Annotated in this window: 16 protein-coding genes; 5 read left to right on the forward strand and 11 right to left on the reverse strand. The window is 71.3% G+C overall.

Annotated features, from left to right (window positions below; all coding sequences use genetic code 11):
* Positions 1–91: 91 nt before the first annotated feature.
* Together JHW41_RS02115 and JHW41_RS02120 are read left to right on the forward strand one after the other, a co-directional pair.
* A complete protein-coding gene (locus JHW41_RS02115) occupies positions 92–1,108 on the forward strand; it encodes a hypothetical protein (protein ID WP_250448859.1) in 1,017 nt (338 codons plus the stop codon).
* The gene (locus JHW41_RS02120) at positions 1,105–1,797 is read left to right on the forward strand and encodes a DUF3106 domain-containing protein (RefSeq protein ID WP_250448860.1); all 693 of its coding nucleotides are present in this window, start codon (positions 1,105–1,107) and stop codon (positions 1,795–1,797) included. The genes JHW41_RS02115 and JHW41_RS02120 overlap by 4 nt, the downstream gene beginning before the upstream one ends.
* 263 nt (positions 1,798–2,060) lie before the next feature.
* Here JHW41_RS02120 and JHW41_RS02125 read toward each other — a convergent pair whose 3' ends face one another.
* Complete coding sequence (locus JHW41_RS02125) at positions 2,061–2,387, reverse strand: DUF4286 family protein (protein WP_250448861.1); 327 nt, start codon at positions 2,385–2,387, stop codon at positions 2,061–2,063.
* 67 nt (positions 2,388–2,454) lie between these two features.
* Positions 2,455–3,939, reverse strand: a complete 1,485-nt coding sequence (locus JHW41_RS02130; protein ID WP_250448862.1) for a DUF3667 domain-containing protein — start codon at positions 3,937–3,939, stop codon at positions 2,455–2,457.
* 119 nt (positions 3,940–4,058) lie between these two features.
* Between JHW41_RS02130 and JHW41_RS02135 the strand changes: the two genes are divergently transcribed.
* Positions 4,059–5,480 carry an MATE family efflux transporter gene (locus JHW41_RS02135; protein WP_250448863.1) on the forward strand — a complete coding sequence of 474 codons (1,422 nt, stop codon included), beginning with the start codon at positions 4,059–4,061 and terminating at the stop codon, positions 5,478–5,480.
* Positions 5,481–5,651: 171 nt separating this feature from the next.
* Positions 5,652–7,538, forward strand: a complete 1,887-nt coding sequence (sppA, locus tag JHW41_RS02140) for a signal peptide peptidase SppA (protein WP_078999241.1) — start codon at positions 5,652–5,654, stop codon at positions 7,536–7,538.
* A 214-nt stretch (positions 7,539–7,752) separates the two neighbouring features.
* Here sppA and JHW41_RS02145 read toward each other — a convergent pair whose 3' ends face one another.
* Complete coding sequence (locus JHW41_RS02145; RefSeq protein WP_078999238.1) at positions 7,753–7,971, reverse strand: hypothetical protein; 219 nt, start codon at positions 7,969–7,971, stop codon at positions 7,753–7,755.
* A 100-nt stretch (positions 7,972–8,071) separates the two neighbouring features.
* On the opposite strand from JHW41_RS02145, the gene JHW41_RS02150 reads away from it, so the two are divergent.
* Entirely contained in the window at positions 8,072–8,848 is a 777-nt protein-coding gene (locus JHW41_RS02150) for an SDR family oxidoreductase (protein ID WP_078999231.1), read from the forward strand.
* Here JHW41_RS02150 and JHW41_RS02155 read toward each other — a convergent pair.
* The 8 genes from JHW41_RS02155 to JHW41_RS02190 form a co-directional block, all read right to left on the reverse strand.
* Positions 8,836–9,417: a hypothetical protein gene (locus JHW41_RS02155; RefSeq protein ID WP_250448864.1), complete on the reverse strand. Its 582-nt coding sequence runs from the start codon at positions 9,415–9,417 to the stop codon at positions 8,836–8,838. The genes JHW41_RS02150 and JHW41_RS02155 overlap by 13 nt on opposite strands.
* An 87-nt stretch (positions 9,418–9,504) precedes the next feature.
* A complete protein-coding gene (locus JHW41_RS02160; protein WP_078999226.1) occupies positions 9,505–10,191 on the reverse strand; it encodes a DUF4124 domain-containing protein in 687 nt (228 codons plus the stop codon).
* Entirely contained in the window at positions 10,191–11,084 is an 894-nt protein-coding gene (locus tag JHW41_RS02165) for a DUF4124 domain-containing protein (protein ID WP_250448865.1), read from the reverse strand. The genes JHW41_RS02160 and JHW41_RS02165 overlap by 1 nt, the downstream gene beginning before the upstream one ends.
* 62 nt (positions 11,085–11,146) lie before the next feature.
* Complete coding sequence (locus JHW41_RS02170) at positions 11,147–11,581, reverse strand: EamA family transporter (protein WP_250448866.1); 435 nt, start codon at positions 11,579–11,581, stop codon at positions 11,147–11,149.
* 175 nt (positions 11,582–11,756) lie between these two features.
* On the reverse strand, positions 11,757–12,323 hold the full coding sequence (locus JHW41_RS02175) for an L-threonylcarbamoyladenylate synthase (protein ID WP_078999221.1): 567 nt from the start codon (positions 12,321–12,323) through the stop codon (positions 11,757–11,759).
* A gap of 91 nt (positions 12,324–12,414) precedes the next feature.
* Positions 12,415–13,614: a lytic polysaccharide monooxygenase gene (locus tag JHW41_RS02180; protein ID WP_057949360.1), complete on the reverse strand. Its 1,200-nt coding sequence runs from the start codon at positions 13,612–13,614 to the stop codon at positions 12,415–12,417.
* A 322-nt stretch (positions 13,615–13,936) separates the two neighbouring features.
* Positions 13,937–14,929 carry a lytic polysaccharide monooxygenase gene (locus JHW41_RS02185; RefSeq protein ID WP_250448867.1) on the reverse strand — a complete coding sequence of 331 codons (993 nt, stop codon included), beginning with the start codon at positions 14,927–14,929 and terminating at the stop codon, positions 13,937–13,939.
* Between the two features lie 583 nt (positions 14,930–15,512).
* Entirely contained in the window at positions 15,513–16,574 is a 1,062-nt protein-coding gene (locus JHW41_RS02190; RefSeq protein ID WP_250448475.1) for an IS30 family transposase, read from the reverse strand.
* Positions 16,575–16,734 lie beyond the last annotated feature (160 nt).

The following is a 16,734-nucleotide window of genomic DNA, read 5'->3' on the forward strand; positions in this document are numbered from 1 at the left end:
CCGCCTCGCGCTGACGCGGTTTGGCGGTTTGTCAAGCAGTTTTGCGCACGTCCGGCATCGCTATGATGCGCCGTATGGTGAAGTCGTTCCGATGAGTTCCACACCCCCCGCCCCGGGGCCGTCCACCCCCCGAACGGACGCGCCCGCCGCCCCTGCCGCGCTGTCGGCGTTCCTGCGCGGGATCGAGCGCCGCGGCGCGGTGCTGGCCGAGTTGCAGGCCGGCGACGCCGCCGCCGGCGACGCCGCGCTGGTCGCCGCCATGGCCGGGTTCCGCTCACTCGCCGCCGAGACCGCGCTCAACGAATGGCCGGCGCGCTTCTGGTCGTTGCTGCTGACCCAGCCCGGCCTGCGCCAGCGCACCGCGGTGGCGATCGCCCTGGACGCCACCGACCGGCTCGGCGAACTCGGCAGCGGCCCGCGCGCGGCGCTGCTGCTGCGGCTGGCCGCCGGCCTGGCCGAACCCGAGGCAGCGGCGGTATTGCACGTCGCCCCGGCGACCTACCGCATGGCCCTGCAGCGGGCGCTGCCGCGGCATGCCGACGGCCGCGCCGATCCGCAGGCCTGGCAGCAACTGCGCGAGCAGATCCATCGCCGGATCAAGACCTTGCCGCCGGAACGCCTGCAGCGTCTGGCGCAGGCGCGCGACGCCGCGCTGCGCAACGCCGCGCCGGGCGCCGTGCCGCCGGGACGGCGCGCGCCGGCGCCGGCGCGCCCGCGTCCGCGCTGGCTGATGCCGCTGCTGTGGAGCCTGCTGGCGCTGTGCGCGCTGGCCTTCGCCGCGACCTTCTGGTGGCCGGCCGGGCTGCCCGGCGGCTGGCTCAGCGACGGCCCCGACGGCGTCACGGTGGCGCCGCTGGCCGAGGGCAGCGGCCCGGCCGAGCGCTACAGCCGCGACGCCGGCCTGATCGCCGACGGCGACTTCGGGCTGCTCGCCGACCCGCAAGGCGAGGCGGCGTCGGCGGCGGTCGACTTCGACAGCTGGCTGGCCGCGCGCGACGCCGGGACGATCCCGGCGGTCGCCGCGCCGCCGGCCGAACCGGCGGCGACGCCGGCCCCGGCGGGCAACGACCGCGCGGGCCTGGAAACCGATGCGCAGGAGGGCGAATGAGCCGGACCACGGTCGCGCGCACGTTCTGCTCCGGCGCGCGTTTCGGCGCGGCCTGGAGTCGCATGCCCTGGTTCGGTGTCGTGGCGCTGGCCACGACGCTGGCGCTGAGCGCGCCGGCGCGCGCGCTGCCGCCGGAACTCGAACGCAGCCTGGCCCGGCTGCCGGCGCCGGTGCAGGCGCGCATCCGCGCCAACGGCGCGCGCTGGGACGGCTGGAGCGAGGCGCAACGGCACGAATTCGCCCAGCGCGCGGCACAGTGGAACCAACTCGACACGACCGAACGCGGCGCCCGCCGCGAACGCTACCTGGCCTGGCAGGCGCTGAGCGCCGACGAACGCGCGCAGGCCCAGGCCGCCGCCGCGCGCCATGCCGCGCTGCCGCCGGAGCAGCGACAGGCGCTGCGCGCGCAATTCGACGCGCTCGACCGCAGCGAACGCCGCGGCTGGCTGCTCGGCCCGGCGCTCGGCGCGGACTACCCGGCGTTGCAGCCGCTGCTGGCGCAGTTGCCGCAGGAACAGCACGCGACCTTGCTGGCGGCGCTGCGCGGGCTCAGCGCGGCGCAGCGCAAGGACCTCGCGGTGCTGGTGCAACGCACCCCGCCGCAGGAGCGCGAGCGCCTGCGCGCGGGATTGCTGGCGACGCCGGCGGCGCAACGCGGAACCTGGTTGCACGACGCATTGGCGCGCTAGACGCGGGTCGTTCGCGCGGTTGCGCGGACAAGCCCTCTATTGCAACGGCCGACCTCGACTGGAATCCGTCGTCGTTGCGTTGTCGCGGTCGCGGCTTGCGCCGCTCCTACAGTCGCAAACGAAACCCACCGCAGACCGCGTAGGAGCGGCGCAAGCCGCGACCGCGCCACCGCAACCACGCCGAAACCCACCGCAGCCCCTGTAGGAGCGGCGCAAGCCGCGACCGCGCCAATGCGATTACGACGAAACCGCGCGCCCGCGCCTCAACGCGGCAACACCCGCATCACCCGCCGGCTCGCGTCGAAGCGTCCGCCGAAGCGGGCCAGGCCTTCGCCGCGCATGCGCGGCGCGTGGTCGCGCAGGTAGGTCTCCAGCGCCGCCGCATCGCGCAGCCGGTAGCGCACGCACAGCGCCAGCCGCCCCGGCGCGGGCGCCGGATCGGCGAGTTCGTGCAGGTCCGCGCCGAGGAACCCCGGCAGCGCGCAGATTTCGTCGATGTGCCCGCGCAGCCAGGCGAGGAAGTCCGCGGCGACCGCCGCGTCCACGTCCAGCGATACCTCGTAGATGGTTTCGTCCGCGGTCGCGTGCATGGTCTGGATCTCCGAATCGTCGTCGTCCGTATGCGTCGCGCCCGACGGCGCTCGCCGTCGCCGCGCCTTACATCCGCACGATCGCCGCAGCCATGATCCCGGCCGTGGCCAGACTCATCAGGAAGAAGTAGGCGCCGCCGATCAGGGTGTAGCGCAGCAACGTCAGCGCCCAGCCGTTGGCGTAGACGCGCTTTTCCATCAGCAGCAGGTAGATCGGCATCCACAGCCACAGCAGGCCGATGCCCAGGCCCTTGATCCAGGCGAAACCGGCCCAGTGCGGCGCGATCGCGTCGCCCAGCAGCATCAGCACGAACATCGCCAGCAAGGCCAGGCACAGGTAGGTGTGGCTGTACAACGCCACCACCAGGTGTTCGAGGTAGCCGCGGCCCGAGCCGAGGTAGGCGATCTTCAGCAGCAGGGCGAAGATCGGCACCATCAGGAACAGCGCCGAGGGGATCGCGCCGATCAGCGCGTGGATGTACAGCGCCGGGTCCTTGGTCGCGCGCTGGAAATTGGCCTCGCCCTTGCCGACCTGGCGGTTGAGCCAGTCGTTGGCGAACCGCGGCCACCACGTCACCGTCAGCGGATTGGTCTTGGCGTCCCAGGGCTTGCCGTTGAACGAGATCGGATCGTCCATGCCGTCGCAGTCGGTCTCGCCGTAGCGCGCGCGGTCCTTGTCGTGGGCGCGGGCGCCTTCGCTGGATGCGGCGTGGCCGATCTGCAACTGGGCGATGCGGCAGCCGGCTTCGGCGTTGGCCACGCGGATCTGCGCGGCCAGGGTCGAGGCGCCGCGCAAGCCGGCGGCCTGCGCGGCGTGTTCGTCGCGCAAGCGGGCGATGCGCGCGTCGCGCAGGCGCTCGACCTCGGCCAGGTCCTTCGCCGCTTCCATGCTGCCGGGCTTGGGCGCGGCGGCGAGGCGGTCGCCTTCGGCGCGTTGCGAGGCCACGTCCTGCGCGCTCAGCCCCTGCTCGGCGCGCAGCGCTTCGATGCGCTTGTCGGCCTGGCGCTGGACCCCGGCGATCGAGGCTTCGATGGTGCTGCGCGCCACCGGCGCGGCGGCGGCCGCGACGCGCAGCTCGCCGACGATGCGCGCGCGCAGTTCCTCGACCTCGACCACGCTCTGCGCGGCGCGCATCTGCTTCTTGACGTTGCCCAGGCGCACCGTGGTGCTCTGCGCGGTGTCGATGTCGAAATGGGTGGCGGTCTCGACGTGGATCGCGAACTGGGCGACGAAGAAGGTCAGCACCGAGGCGATCACGAACAGCCGCAGCGGCGGCAGGTAACGCACGCGGTGGCCGGCGAGGTAGTCGCGCGCGACTTTGCCCGGAGACAGCAGATCGCGCAAAGTCCGGAACACGCGCCCGTCCAGGTGCCAGAACGACTCGAACACCTCCTCGACCGCATGGCCGAAGTTGCGCACCGGGTTGTGCACCGACTGGCCGCATTCGTGGCAGTAATGCCCGTGCAGGTCGGCCCGGCAGTTCTCGCAGTGGCTCGGGCGGTCGTGGCCGTGGCCGGCCGACGCGGCCGTGGCTTCAGTGGTTGCGCTCATGTATCGAGAAACGAGGCTCCCCGGCCTTCACTTTCGAGCGGGTAAGATAGCCGTCCGCCGCGACCCGGCGCCAGCGCCCCGACCGGATGCGCGGCCGCAGTCGCCGTTGGTTTCCCCCCATGTCTGCGTCGTCCCCCTCCGTCTCGAGCCCCGGCCTGGCCCGGGAAATCCGTACTACCTTGGTTCTGGCCGCGCCGCTGGTCGCCGGCCACGTCTCCACCGGCCTGATCGGCTTCGTCGACAACACCCTGGCCGGCCACCACAGCACCACCACGCTGGCCTCGGTGACCATCGGCACCGCGTTGTGGTGGCTGCCGATGATGGTCCCGATCGGCACCCTGCTGTCGGTGCCGCCGTCGGTGTCGCAACTCGAAGGCGCCGGCCGCCGCGGCGAGATCGGCGCGCTGTTCCGCCAGGCGCTGTGGATGGCGCTGCTGTTGAGCGTGTTCCTGTTCGCGTTCCTGACCCTGATTCCGTACGCGTTGCCGGCGATGGGCATCGCCCCGGAAATCATTCCCGGCACGCGCGAGTTCCTGCACGGCATCCGCTGGGGCGTGCCGGCGCTGACCCTGTTCTTCTGCATGCGCTATCTCAGCGAGGGCCTGCACTGGACCTTGCCGACCATGCTGCTCAGCGCCGGCGGCCTGCTGGTGCTGCTGCCGCTGGGTTATGTGCTGACCTTCGGCAAGTTCGGCCTGCCCGAGATGGGCGCCGGCGGCCTCGGCATCGCCTCGGCGGCGATGCTGTGGGTGCAGGCGATCGGCTTCTTCCTGGTCCTGCGCGCGGCCAAGCGCTTCGCCGACCTGCGCCTGTTCGAGCGCTTCGACAAGCCGCACTGGCCGACCATCCGCGGCCTGCTCGCCACCGGCCTGCCGATCGGGGTGACCGTGCTGATGGAAGGCAGCTTGTTCATCGTCACCGCGCTGCTGATCGGGCGGCTCGGCGAGGTGCCGGCGTCGGCGCACCAGATCGCGATCAATCTCTCGGCGCTGTGCTTCATGGTGCCGATGGGCTTGGCCGAGGCGACCACGGTACGGGTCGGCCATGCCCTGGGCCGGCGCGACTACGCCGGCGTGCGCCGCGCCGGTTTCGCCGGCTACGCCATCGTCATCGGCACGCAGTTGTTCTCCGGCATCCTGCTGCTGAGCGCGAACGAGGTGCTGGTGAGCTTCTACACCACCGACGTCGCGGTCGCCTCGCTGGCCGCCTCGCTGCTGCTGTACTCGGCGATGTTCCAGTTCCCCGACGGCATCCAGGTGCTGTCGGCCGGCGCGCTGCGCGGGCTCAAGGACACCCGCGTGCCGATGGTCCTGGCGGCGCTGGCGTACTGGGGCGTGGGCATGCCGATCGGCGCCGGGCTCGGGCTGGGCCTGGGCTGGGGGCCGAAGGGCATGTGGATCGGCCTGATCGCCGGCCTGACCGTGGCCTCGGTCCTGCTGTGCGCGCGCTTCCTGCGCTCCAGCCAGCCGCAGCGGCTGGCCGAGCGGATGGCGCGCGAGGCGCCGCACGAGGTCGATCCGCACGAGACCGGCTGCACCTGAGAGCGCCCGGACGGCGGCCGCCCCGGACCGGGCCGGCCGCCGCCGAGCGTTGCGCAGATGAACGGATTGCGGCCGAATCGCAACTTTTCCACCACCCTACGTTACGAATGGCGGGTGAAACCCCGCCCCGCGCCGGGTTAGTCTGAGCGCGTACACACGGAGCCTGTGCAAATGAACGAGACCCTCCCACGTCGCGGGCCGCTGGCCCGTTTCTTCGTAGGCGCCTGGGACGCGATGAACTTCACCCGCCGGTTGGTCTTCAACCTGGTGTTCTTCGGTTTCATGCTGATCGTGGTGCTGGCGATGCTGTTCGGCGGCAACACCAAGCCGTTCCAGGACCGCACCACCCTGGTGATCGCGCCGGAAGGCAATCTGGTCGAGCAGTACAGCTCCGACCCGGCCTCGCGCGCGCTCAACCGCGCCCTCGGCGACAAGAATCCGGAAGTGCAGCTGCGCGACGTCGTGCGCGCGCTGGACGCGGCCAAGAACGACAAGCGCATCGAGCGCGTGGTGCTGCGCCTGGACAAGCTCCAGTCCGGCGGCATGGCCGGCCTGCGCGAGGTCGCCGCCGCGGTGGCGCGGGTGCGCGCGGCCAAGAAGGAAGTGATCGCCTTCTCCGAGAGCATGGACCAGAAGCAGTACCTGGTCGCCGCGCAGGCCAACGAGGTCTATCTCGACCCGATGGGCGCGATGATGCTCGAGGGCCTGGGCCGTTACCGCCTGTACTACCGCCAGCTGCTGCAGGACAAGCTCGGCGTGGACGTGCACCTGTTCCGGGTCGGCGAGTTCAAGTCGGCCGCCGAGCCCTACATCCTCGACGCCGCCTCGGAAGAGTCCAAGACCGCCGACCTGTTCTGGATGAACGACCTGTGGCAGCGCTATCTAGATGACGTGGCCAAGGCGCGCAAGCTGCAGCCGGCCGCGCTGAGCGCGGCGATCGACGAACTGCCGGCGCGCCTGGACGCGGTCCAGGGCGACCTGGGCAAGTACGCGCTCGGCCTGAAGCTGGTCGACGGGCTGAAGACGCGCGAGGAAGTGGACCAGATCCTGACCAAGCGCGGCGTCGCCGACGAGGACGCCGACGGCGGCTTCCGCCAGATCGCGATGGACGCCTATCTGTTCAACCTCGACCGCGTGGTCAACCCGGCCGACAGCCGCCCGCAGGTCGCCATCGTCGTGGCCGAGGGCGAGATCACCGGCGGCGAGCAGCCGCCGGGCACGATCGGCGGCGTCTCCACCGCCGCGCTGCTGCGCGAGGCGCGCGACGACGACAACGTCAAGGCGCTGGTGCTGCGGGTCAACTCGCCCGGCGGCGAAGTGTTCGCCTCCGAGCAGATCCGCCGCGAGATCGTCGGCCTGAAGGCCGCCGGCAAGCCGGTGGTGGTGTCGATGGGCAACCTGGCGGCGTCGGGCGGTTACTGGATCTCGATGAACGCCGACCGCATCTATGCCGATCCCTCGACCATCACCGGTTCGATCGGCATCTTCGGCCTGATCCCGACCGTGCCGCGCGCGCTGGAGAAGATCGGCGTGCATTCCGATGGCGTCGGCACCACGCGTTTCGCCGGCTCCTACGACATCACCCGGCCGCTGGCGCCGGAAGTCGGCCAGGTGATCCAGACCATCATCAACAAGGGCTATGCCGACTTCACCGGCCGCGTCGCGCAGGCGCGCAAGAAGCCGGTGGCCGACATCGACGCCATCGCCCGCGGCCGCGTGTGGAGCGGCGCGCAGGCCAAGGAACGCGGTCTGGTCGACGAGCTGGGCGGCCTGCAGGCCGCGGTCGACGACGTCGCCAAGCGCGCCAAGCTCGGCAAGGCCGAGGACTTCCGCGTGCGCTACGTGGAGAAGACCCCGAGCCCGTTCGAGCGCTTCTTCGCCGGCTTCGCCGGCAGCGGCGCCGGCGCGGCGGTGCTGGGCCGGTCCGAGTTCGCCCACAGCCTGCTGATCAAGGCCGTGCCGCAGGCGGCGGCGGACCTGCGCTTCGTCGAGAACGCGACCAAGTCCGGCAACGGCGCGCCGGTGAAGGCGCTGGCGTACTGCTTCTGCACGCTGTGAGTTGATCGTGCCTCGCGGCCGGCGTCTTGCGCCGGCCGCGCAAACGAAAACGCCGCATCGTTCGCGATGCGGCGTTTTCGTTATGGGGGTTCGTCGCGGCGGAACGAAGAGCGTCGGGCCTGAAGGCCCTCCCACAACACCCGGGCCCTGGCCTGCGCGGCTGTGGTGGGAGGGCCTTCAGGCCCGACGCCTTCCGCTCAGATCGCCCGGACCTTTACCCGCCCGCCGCGTCGATCGCATCGCGGGTGTTCTGCGCGCCCTGCTGGACGTCGCCTTCCACGGCCTTGGCCTTTTCGATGGGCTTCTGGATCGCGTCGCGCATCTGCGTGGCCTGCGGGTCCACCGGATGCTCCTTCTCGGGCGGCTGCGGCTTGGAGCACGCCGCCAGCAGCGCGGCGCAGGTCAGGGCGATAACGGCAAGGCTGGGCTTCATCGCGGCATCCTCTCGACGGTCTGGCCGGTATGCTACGCCGGTCGCGCGCCGCGCGCGCGGCGGCGAACGACCGCAAGCAACGACCGTGACGGAGGCAACGATGGACCCCAAGCGTTGGCGATTGGACGGACAGCTCGCGCTGATCACCGGCGGCAGCGCCGGCATCGGCCGGGCGATCGCGCGCGAACTGCTGGGCTTCGGCGCCGACGTGCTGCTGGCCGCGCGCGATGCGGCCGCGCTGGAGTCGGCGCGCGCCGAACTGGTCGAGGACTTTCCCGAGCGCGAGGTCCAGGCCTTCGTCGCCGACGTCGCCGACGACGAGCAGCGGCGCGAGCTGCTGGATTGGGTCGAGGATTTCGGCGAAGGCCTGCACATCCTGGTCAACAACGCCGGCGGCAACCTCAGCAAGGCCACCAACGACTACACCGAGGACGAGTGGCGGCAGGTGTTCGAGATCAACCTGTTCTCGGCGTTCGAGCTGTCGCGCTATGCGCACGCGCTGCTGACCCGGCATGCGGCCTCGAGCATCGTCAACGTCGGCAGCGTGTCGGGTTCGACCCACGTGCGCACCGGCTCGCCGTACGGCATGAGCAAGGCGGCGATGCACCAGATGACCCGCAACCTCGCGGTGGAATGGGCCGAGGACGGCATCCGGGTCAACGCGGTGGCGCCGTGGTACATCCGCACCCGCCGCACCTCCGACAAGCTGGCCGATCCGGACTATCTCGACGAAGTGCTGCTGCGCACCCCGGCCGGGCGCATCGGCGAGCCGGAGGAAGTGGCCGCGGCGGTCGCGTTCCTGTGCCTGCCGGCGGCGGCCTACATCACCGGCGAATGCATCGCGGTGGACGGCGGGTTCCTGCGTTACGGGTTCTGAGCCGCGGGCGCCGCGCGGAAGCTTTGGATGGCGATGCCGTAGGGCGAGGCCGTGGCGGCGATTTCGATCCGCTTGCTCGCGGTCAACTGCTCGTACATGGCGCGATCGCGCACGCACAGGCGCAGGCCGCGCAGCGGCGTGTCGCCCTGGATCCAGACGCGCCGCTTGCAGTTGCGGCTCCAGCTGGAATAGCGCGGATCGGCCGAGGCGACCGCGGTCAGCGGTTGCGGGTCGGCCCCACGGTGCAGCGCGATCGGCACGATGTCGAGCAGCGCGTACAGGCCGATCGCGACCATCATCGTCAGGATCAGGTTGATGCCGGTGAGCGGGCGGTCCGGCGCGAGCCGGGGCTGCCAGCGCTGCAGGGCGGCGAAGCATCCCAGCGACAGCGCCACGAGCAGCGCGTGCGAGGCCCATCGCATCCACGCGGCATCGCGCGAGTACTGGAAGGTTTCGGCGTATTCGCCGGACCAGACGATGCTCGCGCACAGCCCGGCCCAGGCCAGGATCAGTTCGATCCAGTACAGGCGGTTGATGCGGCGGACTTCGGCGGGGGCGGGATTCGACAAGGGCGCGCCGGGCTCAGGGCGATCCGCGGACTTTGCCGGCGCAGGCCGGGTTTGGCAAACGCGACGGGCGCGGCGGCGCCGCCGCCGTCACTGCTTGCCGCAGGTGCTCTCGACCACGATGCGCTGGATCCGCGCGTACTCGCCGGCGGAGGCGTCGCGGTCGTCGGCGCGGCCGAAGCGCAGCGCCGATTCGGCTTCGCGCAGGCGCTGCTTCCAGTTCTCGCACAGGCGCTCGTCGGGGATGCGCTGGCACTGGTCGTCGACCATCTGGCAGGCCACGCCGGCGCCGTTGCCGACGTTGCCCAGGCCGGTGGTCTGCAGCGGCGCGCAGCGCTGCGGCGGCGCGTCGGTGTCGCTGAGGTAGCGGCCGTTGTCGTAGGTGCGGCACTCGTACAGCGCCGGCGGCGGCAGCCGGTCGGCGTCGGCGATGTCGGCCTTGGGCAGCGGCGCGGGAGGCGTCGGCGCGGTCGGCGCCGGACGCTGCGGCGGCCGCGCCACTTGCGGCAGTTGCGAGGACACCGGCGGGTGCATCGGCGGCGCCGGCTGCGCCGGCGGCGGATACTGGCCGGGGCCGGTGATCACCGTCGGCGGCGCCGACGACACCGGCGCGTCCTCGATCACGCGCTTTTCCTGGGTGCTGCCCTTGGGGCAGGGCACGTTGTTCTGCACGGTGAGCTGGCCGATCGCGTCGGTGCAGCGGTAGATCACCACCTTGCCCTGGGCCTGCGCGCCGGAAACGGCCAGCAGCAACATCCACAACCCCCACACGCGCATCAGTAAGCTCCGCAATCGGCGTTCAGGCGCGCGTCGATGACGCGCTGTTCCTCGGTGATCCTGGCGCGCTCGCTCTGCAGCGCGCTGTTGTAGCGGCGGTCGCCGGCCCAGCGCTGGTCGCGCAGCTGCGCGCAGACTTCCTGCTGCGGCAGCGGGTGGCATTCGTCGCGTACCAGCTGGCTGCCGTAGTAGGCGCCGTAGCCGTAATCGTAACCGCCGGGCACGACATAGCCGTTGTTGCGCGAATACGAGACGTGGCCGTGGCGGCCGCCGATGGCGATGCGGGTGGACGAGTCGGCCACCCGCACGCCGGCTTGCGGCGGCGGCAGGCCGGTGCCGAGCGAACTGTGCGAGGAAATGCCGCCGGAGTACTCGCTGCGCGAGTACGAACCGCTCGAATAGGAACCGTTCGGGTAGATCGGCAGGCCGTAGCCGAGGTCGACCAGCGGCATCATCCGCGGATTGCCGTCGCCGTTGTCGCTGACGTAGCGGCTGCCGTCGGGGCGCACGCAGTCGTACATCGGCAGCGGCGCGCGCAGCACCACGACCTGGGTCGCCGGCGCCGGCGCGCGCGCGGCGGCCGGGGCGGGCGCCGGCGTCGGCGCGGTGGGACGCGGCGGCGGGTCCACCGGCCGGACCATGCTGACGGTTTGCTGGCGCTCGCCGCCGGCGCAGGGCGTATCGCGCAGGCTCAGCTGGCCGCGCGCGTCGGTGCAGCGGTAGATCAGCACTTCGCCGCTGGGCTTGCCCGCGGCGGCGGCCTGCGCCGCGGTCGGCCGGGCCGGGGTGTCGGCGGCCGGTGGCGCCGGCGCGCCCGTGGCCTGCGCCGCGCCCGCGGCGAGGCAGGCGAGGACGGCGGCGGCGGCGATGCGGTGGCGCGGCGCGGAGGGCATGTGCCCATCTTGCGCCACCGAGGGGTTACGGAAAAGTCGAACCGGCGCCGTCCGGCGGCGGTTCAGCGCCGCCAGGCCAGTACCAGCACGCCGCCGCCGACCAGCAGCAGGCCCAACCAGTCGCGCGGCGACGGCCGCTCGCCGAGGAAGGCCACCGCGAACAGCGCCGCCAGCACCACGCTGAGCTTGTCCACCGGCGCCACTTGCGCGACCTCGCCGAGCTGCAGCGCGCGGTAGTAGCACAGCCACGAGGCGCCGGTGGCGAGCCCGGACAGGGCCAGGAACAGCAGCGAGCGCGCCGGCAGGCTGCGCGGGTCCACCCACTGCCCGCTCAGCGGCACCAGCAGGGCCAGCACGCACAGGATCACCACCGTGCGCACGAGCGTCGCATAGTCGGCCGAGATGCCTTGCACGCCGACCTTGGCCAGCACCGCGGTCAGCGCCGCGAACACGGCCGAAAGCAGGGCCCATATCGCCCAGGCGGGGAAGGAGGTCATGACGGCGGCTCCGTTGCGCGATGCCGCGAACCTAGCGCCACGGCGGTCGCGGCGGTGTCGGAGCGGCGTGCGTCGATGCGCGCAAGCCGTCGTACGGATGCCGCAGCGCCCGCGCCTGGGCTATGACGCCGTCGCGCCCAGTCGCGCGCGCCGATGGGCTGTCGCCGCGCGCCGCTCAGCCGCGCAGCACCTCGCCGCTCAGCGCCACCCGGATCGGCGTCGGCGCGGCCAGTCCGCCGGTCTCGCCTTCGCACACGCCGTCGGCCAGCGCCAGCACGGCGCGGTCGAGCTGCTCGCGGCGGAACGCCGGCGGCTGGCCGGCGAGGTTGGCGCTGGTCGACACCAGCGGCCCGCCGTGGGCGCGGCACAGCGCGGCGGCCTGCGGATGCGCGCTGACCCGCAGCGCGACGCTGCGGTGTTCGCCGCTGATCCATGCCGGCACCGCCGGCGTCGCCGGCAGCGCCCAGGTATGCGGACCGGGCCAGCTCGCGCGCACCGCCTGCGCGCGTTCGGGCGGCAGCGCGTCCCAATCGATCAACGCGTCGAACTGCGCGACCGACGCGGCGATCAGGATCACGCCCTTGTCCACCGGCCGCTGCTTGATCGCCAGCAACCGCAGCACCGCGGCGCGGTCGAACGGATCGCAGCCGATGCCCCACACCGCTTCGGTCGGATACACCAGCACGCCGCCGCGGGCGAGCGCGGCGGCGGCTTGTTCGATGCTCAGCGAAGAGGCGGTCATGCGCGGGGCCCGGCGGCAAAAGCCGAGTGTCGCATGGTCCCGCCCCGGCGCTTCGCATCGGGCGCGTCGTTGCCCGCCCGATACGGCCGTTTCAGTACGCGATCCAGGCGTCCTGCCAGGCGTAACCGCTGCCCGGGCGATAGGCGTCGTGGTCGATGTTGCACCAGCCGCCTTGCGGGAACGGCCGGCACGCGTAGCGCTTGCCGTCGCGACCGAGCACCACGGTCTCGCCGGGCCGGTAGCGGCCGATGCCGTCGGGATAGGCGTAGTCGTAGCGGTCGCCGGGTTGCGGCGCGGGTGTCCGCGTTTCCAGGGCGAAGCGACGGGCGACGCCGCCGAGGTAGACGCGGTTGGCCTCGGCCGGGGCGCGCGGCGTCACCACGCCGCCTTCGAGCACGCCGACGCGCGCGTAGCGCGATTGCGCGTTGACCCGCTCGGCCAGGCGCAGCGGCCACGCTTCGGCGCCGGTCTGGCCGGCGCCGAGCGCGACCTCGATCCGTTCGGCGTCGCGCCCGTCGGCCTGGAACAGGCGCAAGGTCAGCACCGTGCCGACCGCCAGTTCGCCGCGCAGACCCAGCGCGCCGGCGTCGTTCCACTGCGGGCCCGGCCGGGTCGGCGGCGTGCCGGGTTCGCCGCCCGGCGGCGGGCTGGAGCCGGCGCCGAAGCGCACGTCCATGCAGGTGTAGAACGCTTCGGTCGAATCCGAGCGCTGCCAGGTGTTGTAGATCACGTGGCGGCCGCTGCGCTTGGGCAGCGGGCAGTCCAGGCGGTAGTTGCCGTCGCTGCCGAGCGGCACGTTGCCGAGCGTGCAGAACGGCTCCAGGTCGCTCCAGTGCAGCGGCCGCTCCGGGTTCCAGCCGTCGCGGGTGATGTAGAAAGTCCACGCGCGCGTGGCGTGCGGCGCGGTGCCCTTGAACAGGAACGCGAAGCGGCCGTTGGCGTCGGCCGCGATGGGCTGCGCCTGCCAGTCCGCGCGAGCGAGGTCGAGGCCGGCGAACGTCGGGTTGCCGCCGCTGCACAACTGGCCGTCGGGCACGACGGCGCGGTGGCGGCCGTCGGCGTCGGCCCGGTTGATGCTCATCCAGTCGTAGAACATCGCCGAGCCCGACACCTGCCAGGCCGCGCGGCAGGCCGGATCGGACGGATTCTCCGCATCGCCTTGCTTGCAGGCATAGATGCGGCTTTTGGGGTGGACCATGGAACCGTGCGCGCGAACGTCGCCAGCGGGGCACAGGAACGACAAGGCGAACAGCGCCAGCAGCGAAGGCGCAAGAGGAGCGGGGCGGGGCATGGAAGTCTCCGGGTGACGGGATGCGGCGCGGGGGCGCCGGCGCGGAAGTCTGGCGGCGGAGCGCGCACCGGCGATGCGGTCCGCGCTCCGGATCCATGCTGGAAGATCGGTCGCCGTCGCGTAATCGGGCGATGGTCGAATAGGGTGAAAACGGCGCCTGCAACGAATGCGGATCGAGTGTGTTTCGATTGCGTGCGTACGGCATCGAGCGCGTGTGCATTGAACGCGCTGTGCGTACTGGCGGCCGTGGAAATGCGAACACGCCAACGGCGGCGCGGTTGCCCGCGCCGCCGTTGGCGTGGTGAAACCGTCGCGCGTTCGCTCAGTGGCCGTGATGGGCGTGATCGGCCGGCGGCTGCGCAGACGCCGGCAGGCGTACGTCGAAGGCGTAGGAACGGTTGCCGCTGACGTAGACGCGGTTGTCGGTGCCGGCCTGCGCCTGCACCTGGCCGCCGCGCTGCTGGCCGATGCGGGCGAACTTGGCGCGCGCGTTGACCTGCGCGGCGACGCGCTGCGGCCACTGCGCGGTGGAGGTCTCGCCGGCGCGCAGCACGGTCTCGATCTTCTCCGCGTCGCTGCCGTCGGCGTTGAATACGCGCAGGGTCACCGCGGTGCCGGCCGGGTAGTCGTTGATCACGTTGAGCGGGCCGACCTCGCGCCACGGCGAGCGCGCGTCGGCGAGCGAGCTGGTGAAGTTGACGTCCATGCAGGTGTAGAACGCCTCGGTCGAATCCGAGCGCTGCCAGGTGTTGTAGATCACATGGCGGCCGGTGCGCGCCGGCAGGGTGCAGGTGATGTGGTAGTTGTTGCCGGCCGACAACGGGATCGGCCCGGTCTTGCAGAACTGCTGCAGGTCGCCCCAGCGCAGGGTCGAGTTCGGGTTCCAGCCCTGCGGCGTCACGTAGAACGTCCAGTCCTTGGTCGCGTGCGGCGCGGTGGCGTAGAAGGTGAAGGTGTAGCTGCTGCCGGAGCGCACGGTGCTGGTCTGCCAATCGCTGCGCACGATGTCCAGGCCGCGGAAGGTCGGGTTGTTGCCGCTGCACAGCTTGCCGTCGGGCACCACCGCGCGGTGGTTGCTGTTGGCGTTGGCCTGGTTGATGCCGTTCCAGTCGTAGAACAGCTGCGAGCCGGCCACGGCCCAGGCGGCGCGGCAGGCCGGATCGGAGGGATTTTCCTTGTTGCCCAGGTAGCACTTGTAGATCCGGCTTTGCGGATTGACGAACGTGCCGTGGGCGAAGGCGGTGGAGGCGGGCAGCGCGGCCGCGCACAGGGCGACGGCGGCGGACAGCAGGGTGCAACGCTGGATGCGGGTCATGGCGACTCCTGTCGATGGGCAATGGTGACGGGCCCCCCAACAGCTTCGCGATGGCGTGCTTCCGGCGCGATTGCGATCGCGTCTCGGGACGGGTGCGGCCGCGCGGCGGCGCCCCGGCGTTTATGCGGCCCGATCCTAGTGACCGTGGCCGGGCGATTCTGTGCGGGCGGTCGCCTGGAGGGACATGCGCGGGCGTGTGGCGGCGGTCGCGATGCGCGAAACGGGGGGTGCGTCACGGATGGCGGGGCGGGCTGCGACGACGCGTCGCTGGTGCGGAGCGAGCTTGTCTACGACGTTTCGCGCGGTTGCGACCGCGAGGCGATGCCGAGCCGTCATTGCGGCGAAAGCCGGAGTCCTTTTTGATCTTGCTGTAGCTGTAGCTGTAGCTGTAGCTGTAGCTGTAGCTGTTGCTTGTGCTCGCCCCCCAGCGCGATGCAGTCGTCCCGAAGCCCCGGAGGGCGTGCGCATGGATGCGCACGCGCGCCATGGGGCAGGATGCCCCTTATGGCGCGGCCCCGCGCCGCGATGAGCCCTAGTGGCCCTTGATCCGAAAAAGAAGAGGCCTTTTCTTTGGTTGGCGGAGTCAAGTTCCAAGTGCATCACCCTGCACCTGTAGGGTTTTGAGCTCTTCATACAGCACCTCAACCGGTGAGCGCACACCCAGGCTGCGACGGGGGCGGTTGTTCATTTCCCACGCCACCTCCTTGAGCCGCTGCGCAGAATGCACCGACAAATCGGTTCCCTTGGGGAAGTATTGCCGCAACAAACCGTTGGTGTTTTCGCAAATGCCGCGTTGCCAAGGACTATGCGGGTCGGCGAAATAGATCGATAAACCGGTGCGTTCGCTCAACTGCCGATGCAACGCCATTTCCTTGCCCTGGTCGTAGGTCAAGGTCTGGCGCAGCTGCGGCGTCACGCCCTCGAACGCCGAGCCGAAGGCCTCCAGCACCGTGCGCGCGGTCGCGTCTTCGAGCTTGACCAGCTTGACGTACAAGGTGCGGCGGCAGACCAACACGCCGATCGCCGAGCGGTTGTGCGCGCCGACGATCAGATCGCCCTCCCAATGCCCCGGCATCAAGCGCTCATGCGCCGCCGGCGGCCGCAGGCGGATGTTGGGCAGATCCGGCAAATGCCCGCGGGCATCGCCTCCCTGACGCGTGCGGCGGCCGGATTTGCGCCCTTGCCGCAACAGCCGGGTCACCTGGCGGCGCAGTTCGCCGCGCGGCATCGCGTAGATCGCGGTATAGATCGTTTCGTGCGACACGTGCAGCCAGGGCCGGTCGGGATACAGATCTCGCAGTTTGTCGGCAATCTGTTGCGGCGACCAGCACCGCTCCAGCCAGTAGCGAACGCGCCGCCACAGCGGAGTATCGCGTTGCAGCTTGCGGCGCACCCGTGCTCGCCGACGCAATCGTTGCGCCCGTCGGCCCGCCCGGGTTGCGTCGTAGCCCGGTTCCAGGCGAGGGCGCCCTCTCAGCGGCGCCGCCAAATCGGACCGGTATCCGTTGCGGCGCAGTTCGCGAGCGATGGTGCTTTGCGCGCGGCCCAGCACCTGAGCGATCCGGCGGCCGCTCGCCCCTTGGGCGATCAGGACCATGATGGCGCCACGCTCTTCGGCGCTCAGATGTGAATATGCCTGGCCCATTCGCAGTGCCTCATTGGGGTGATGCACTTGAGGTTAGAGACCGCCAGCCAAAGAAAAACGCTTGTTTTAAGTCAAAATCCACTATGTCCAGCACCCGACGCGGGGCTGCGCCATAAGGGACATCCTGTCCCATGGCGCACGCGCGCATCCATGCGCGCGC

Source organism: Lysobacter enzymogenes, assembly GCF_023617245.1.
Taxonomy (GTDB): Bacteria; Pseudomonadota; Gammaproteobacteria; order Xanthomonadales; family Xanthomonadaceae; genus Lysobacter; species Lysobacter yananisis.

Excerpts from the sequence above, each read along its gene's own strand:
- JHW41_RS02130 (WP_250448862.1), bottom strand. The coding sequence starts at position 3,939 with ATGAGCGCAACCACTGAAGCCACGGCCGCGTCGGCCGGCCACGGCCAC.
- JHW41_RS02180 (WP_057949360.1), bottom strand. The coding sequence starts at position 13,614 with ATGCCCCGCCCCGCTCCTCTTGCGCCTTCGCTGCTGGCGCTGTTCGCC.
- JHW41_RS02135 (WP_250448863.1), top strand. The coding sequence starts at position 4,059 with ATGTCTGCGTCGTCCCCCTCCGTCTCGAGCCCCGGCCTGGCCCGGGAA.
- JHW41_RS02150 (WP_078999231.1), top strand. The coding sequence starts at position 8,072 with ATGGACCCCAAGCGTTGGCGATTGGACGGACAGCTCGCGCTGATCACC.
- JHW41_RS02120 (WP_250448860.1), top strand. The coding sequence starts at position 1,105 with ATGAGCCGGACCACGGTCGCGCGCACGTTCTGCTCCGGCGCGCGTTTC.
- JHW41_RS02115 (WP_250448859.1), top strand. The coding sequence starts at position 92 with ATGAGTTCCACACCCCCCGCCCCGGGGCCGTCCACCCCCCGAACGGAC.
- JHW41_RS02165 (WP_250448865.1), bottom strand. The coding sequence starts at position 11,084 with ATGCCCTCCGCGCCGCGCCACCGCATCGCCGCCGCCGCCGTCCTCGCC.
- JHW41_RS02175 (WP_078999221.1), bottom strand. The coding sequence starts at position 12,323 with ATGACCGCCTCTTCGCTGAGCATCGAACAAGCCGCCGCCGCGCTCGCC.
- JHW41_RS02125 (WP_250448861.1), bottom strand. The coding sequence starts at position 2,387 with ATGCACGCGACCGCGGACGAAACCATCTACGAGGTATCGCTGGACGTG.
- sppA (WP_078999241.1), top strand. The coding sequence starts at position 5,652 with ATGAACGAGACCCTCCCACGTCGCGGGCCGCTGGCCCGTTTCTTCGTA.
- JHW41_RS02160 (WP_078999226.1), bottom strand. The coding sequence starts at position 10,191 with ATGCGCGTGTGGGGGTTGTGGATGTTGCTGCTGGCCGTTTCCGGCGCG.
- JHW41_RS02185 (WP_250448867.1), bottom strand. The coding sequence starts at position 14,929 with ATGACCCGCATCCAGCGTTGCACCCTGCTGTCCGCCGCCGTCGCCCTG.
- JHW41_RS02145 (WP_078999238.1), bottom strand. The coding sequence starts at position 7,971 with ATGAAGCCCAGCCTTGCCGTTATCGCCCTGACCTGCGCCGCGCTGCTG.
- JHW41_RS02170 (WP_250448866.1), bottom strand. The coding sequence starts at position 11,581 with ATGACCTCCTTCCCCGCCTGGGCGATATGGGCCCTGCTTTCGGCCGTG.
- JHW41_RS02190 (WP_250448475.1), bottom strand. The coding sequence starts at position 16,574 with ATGGGCCAGGCATATTCACATCTGAGCGCCGAAGAGCGTGGCGCCATC.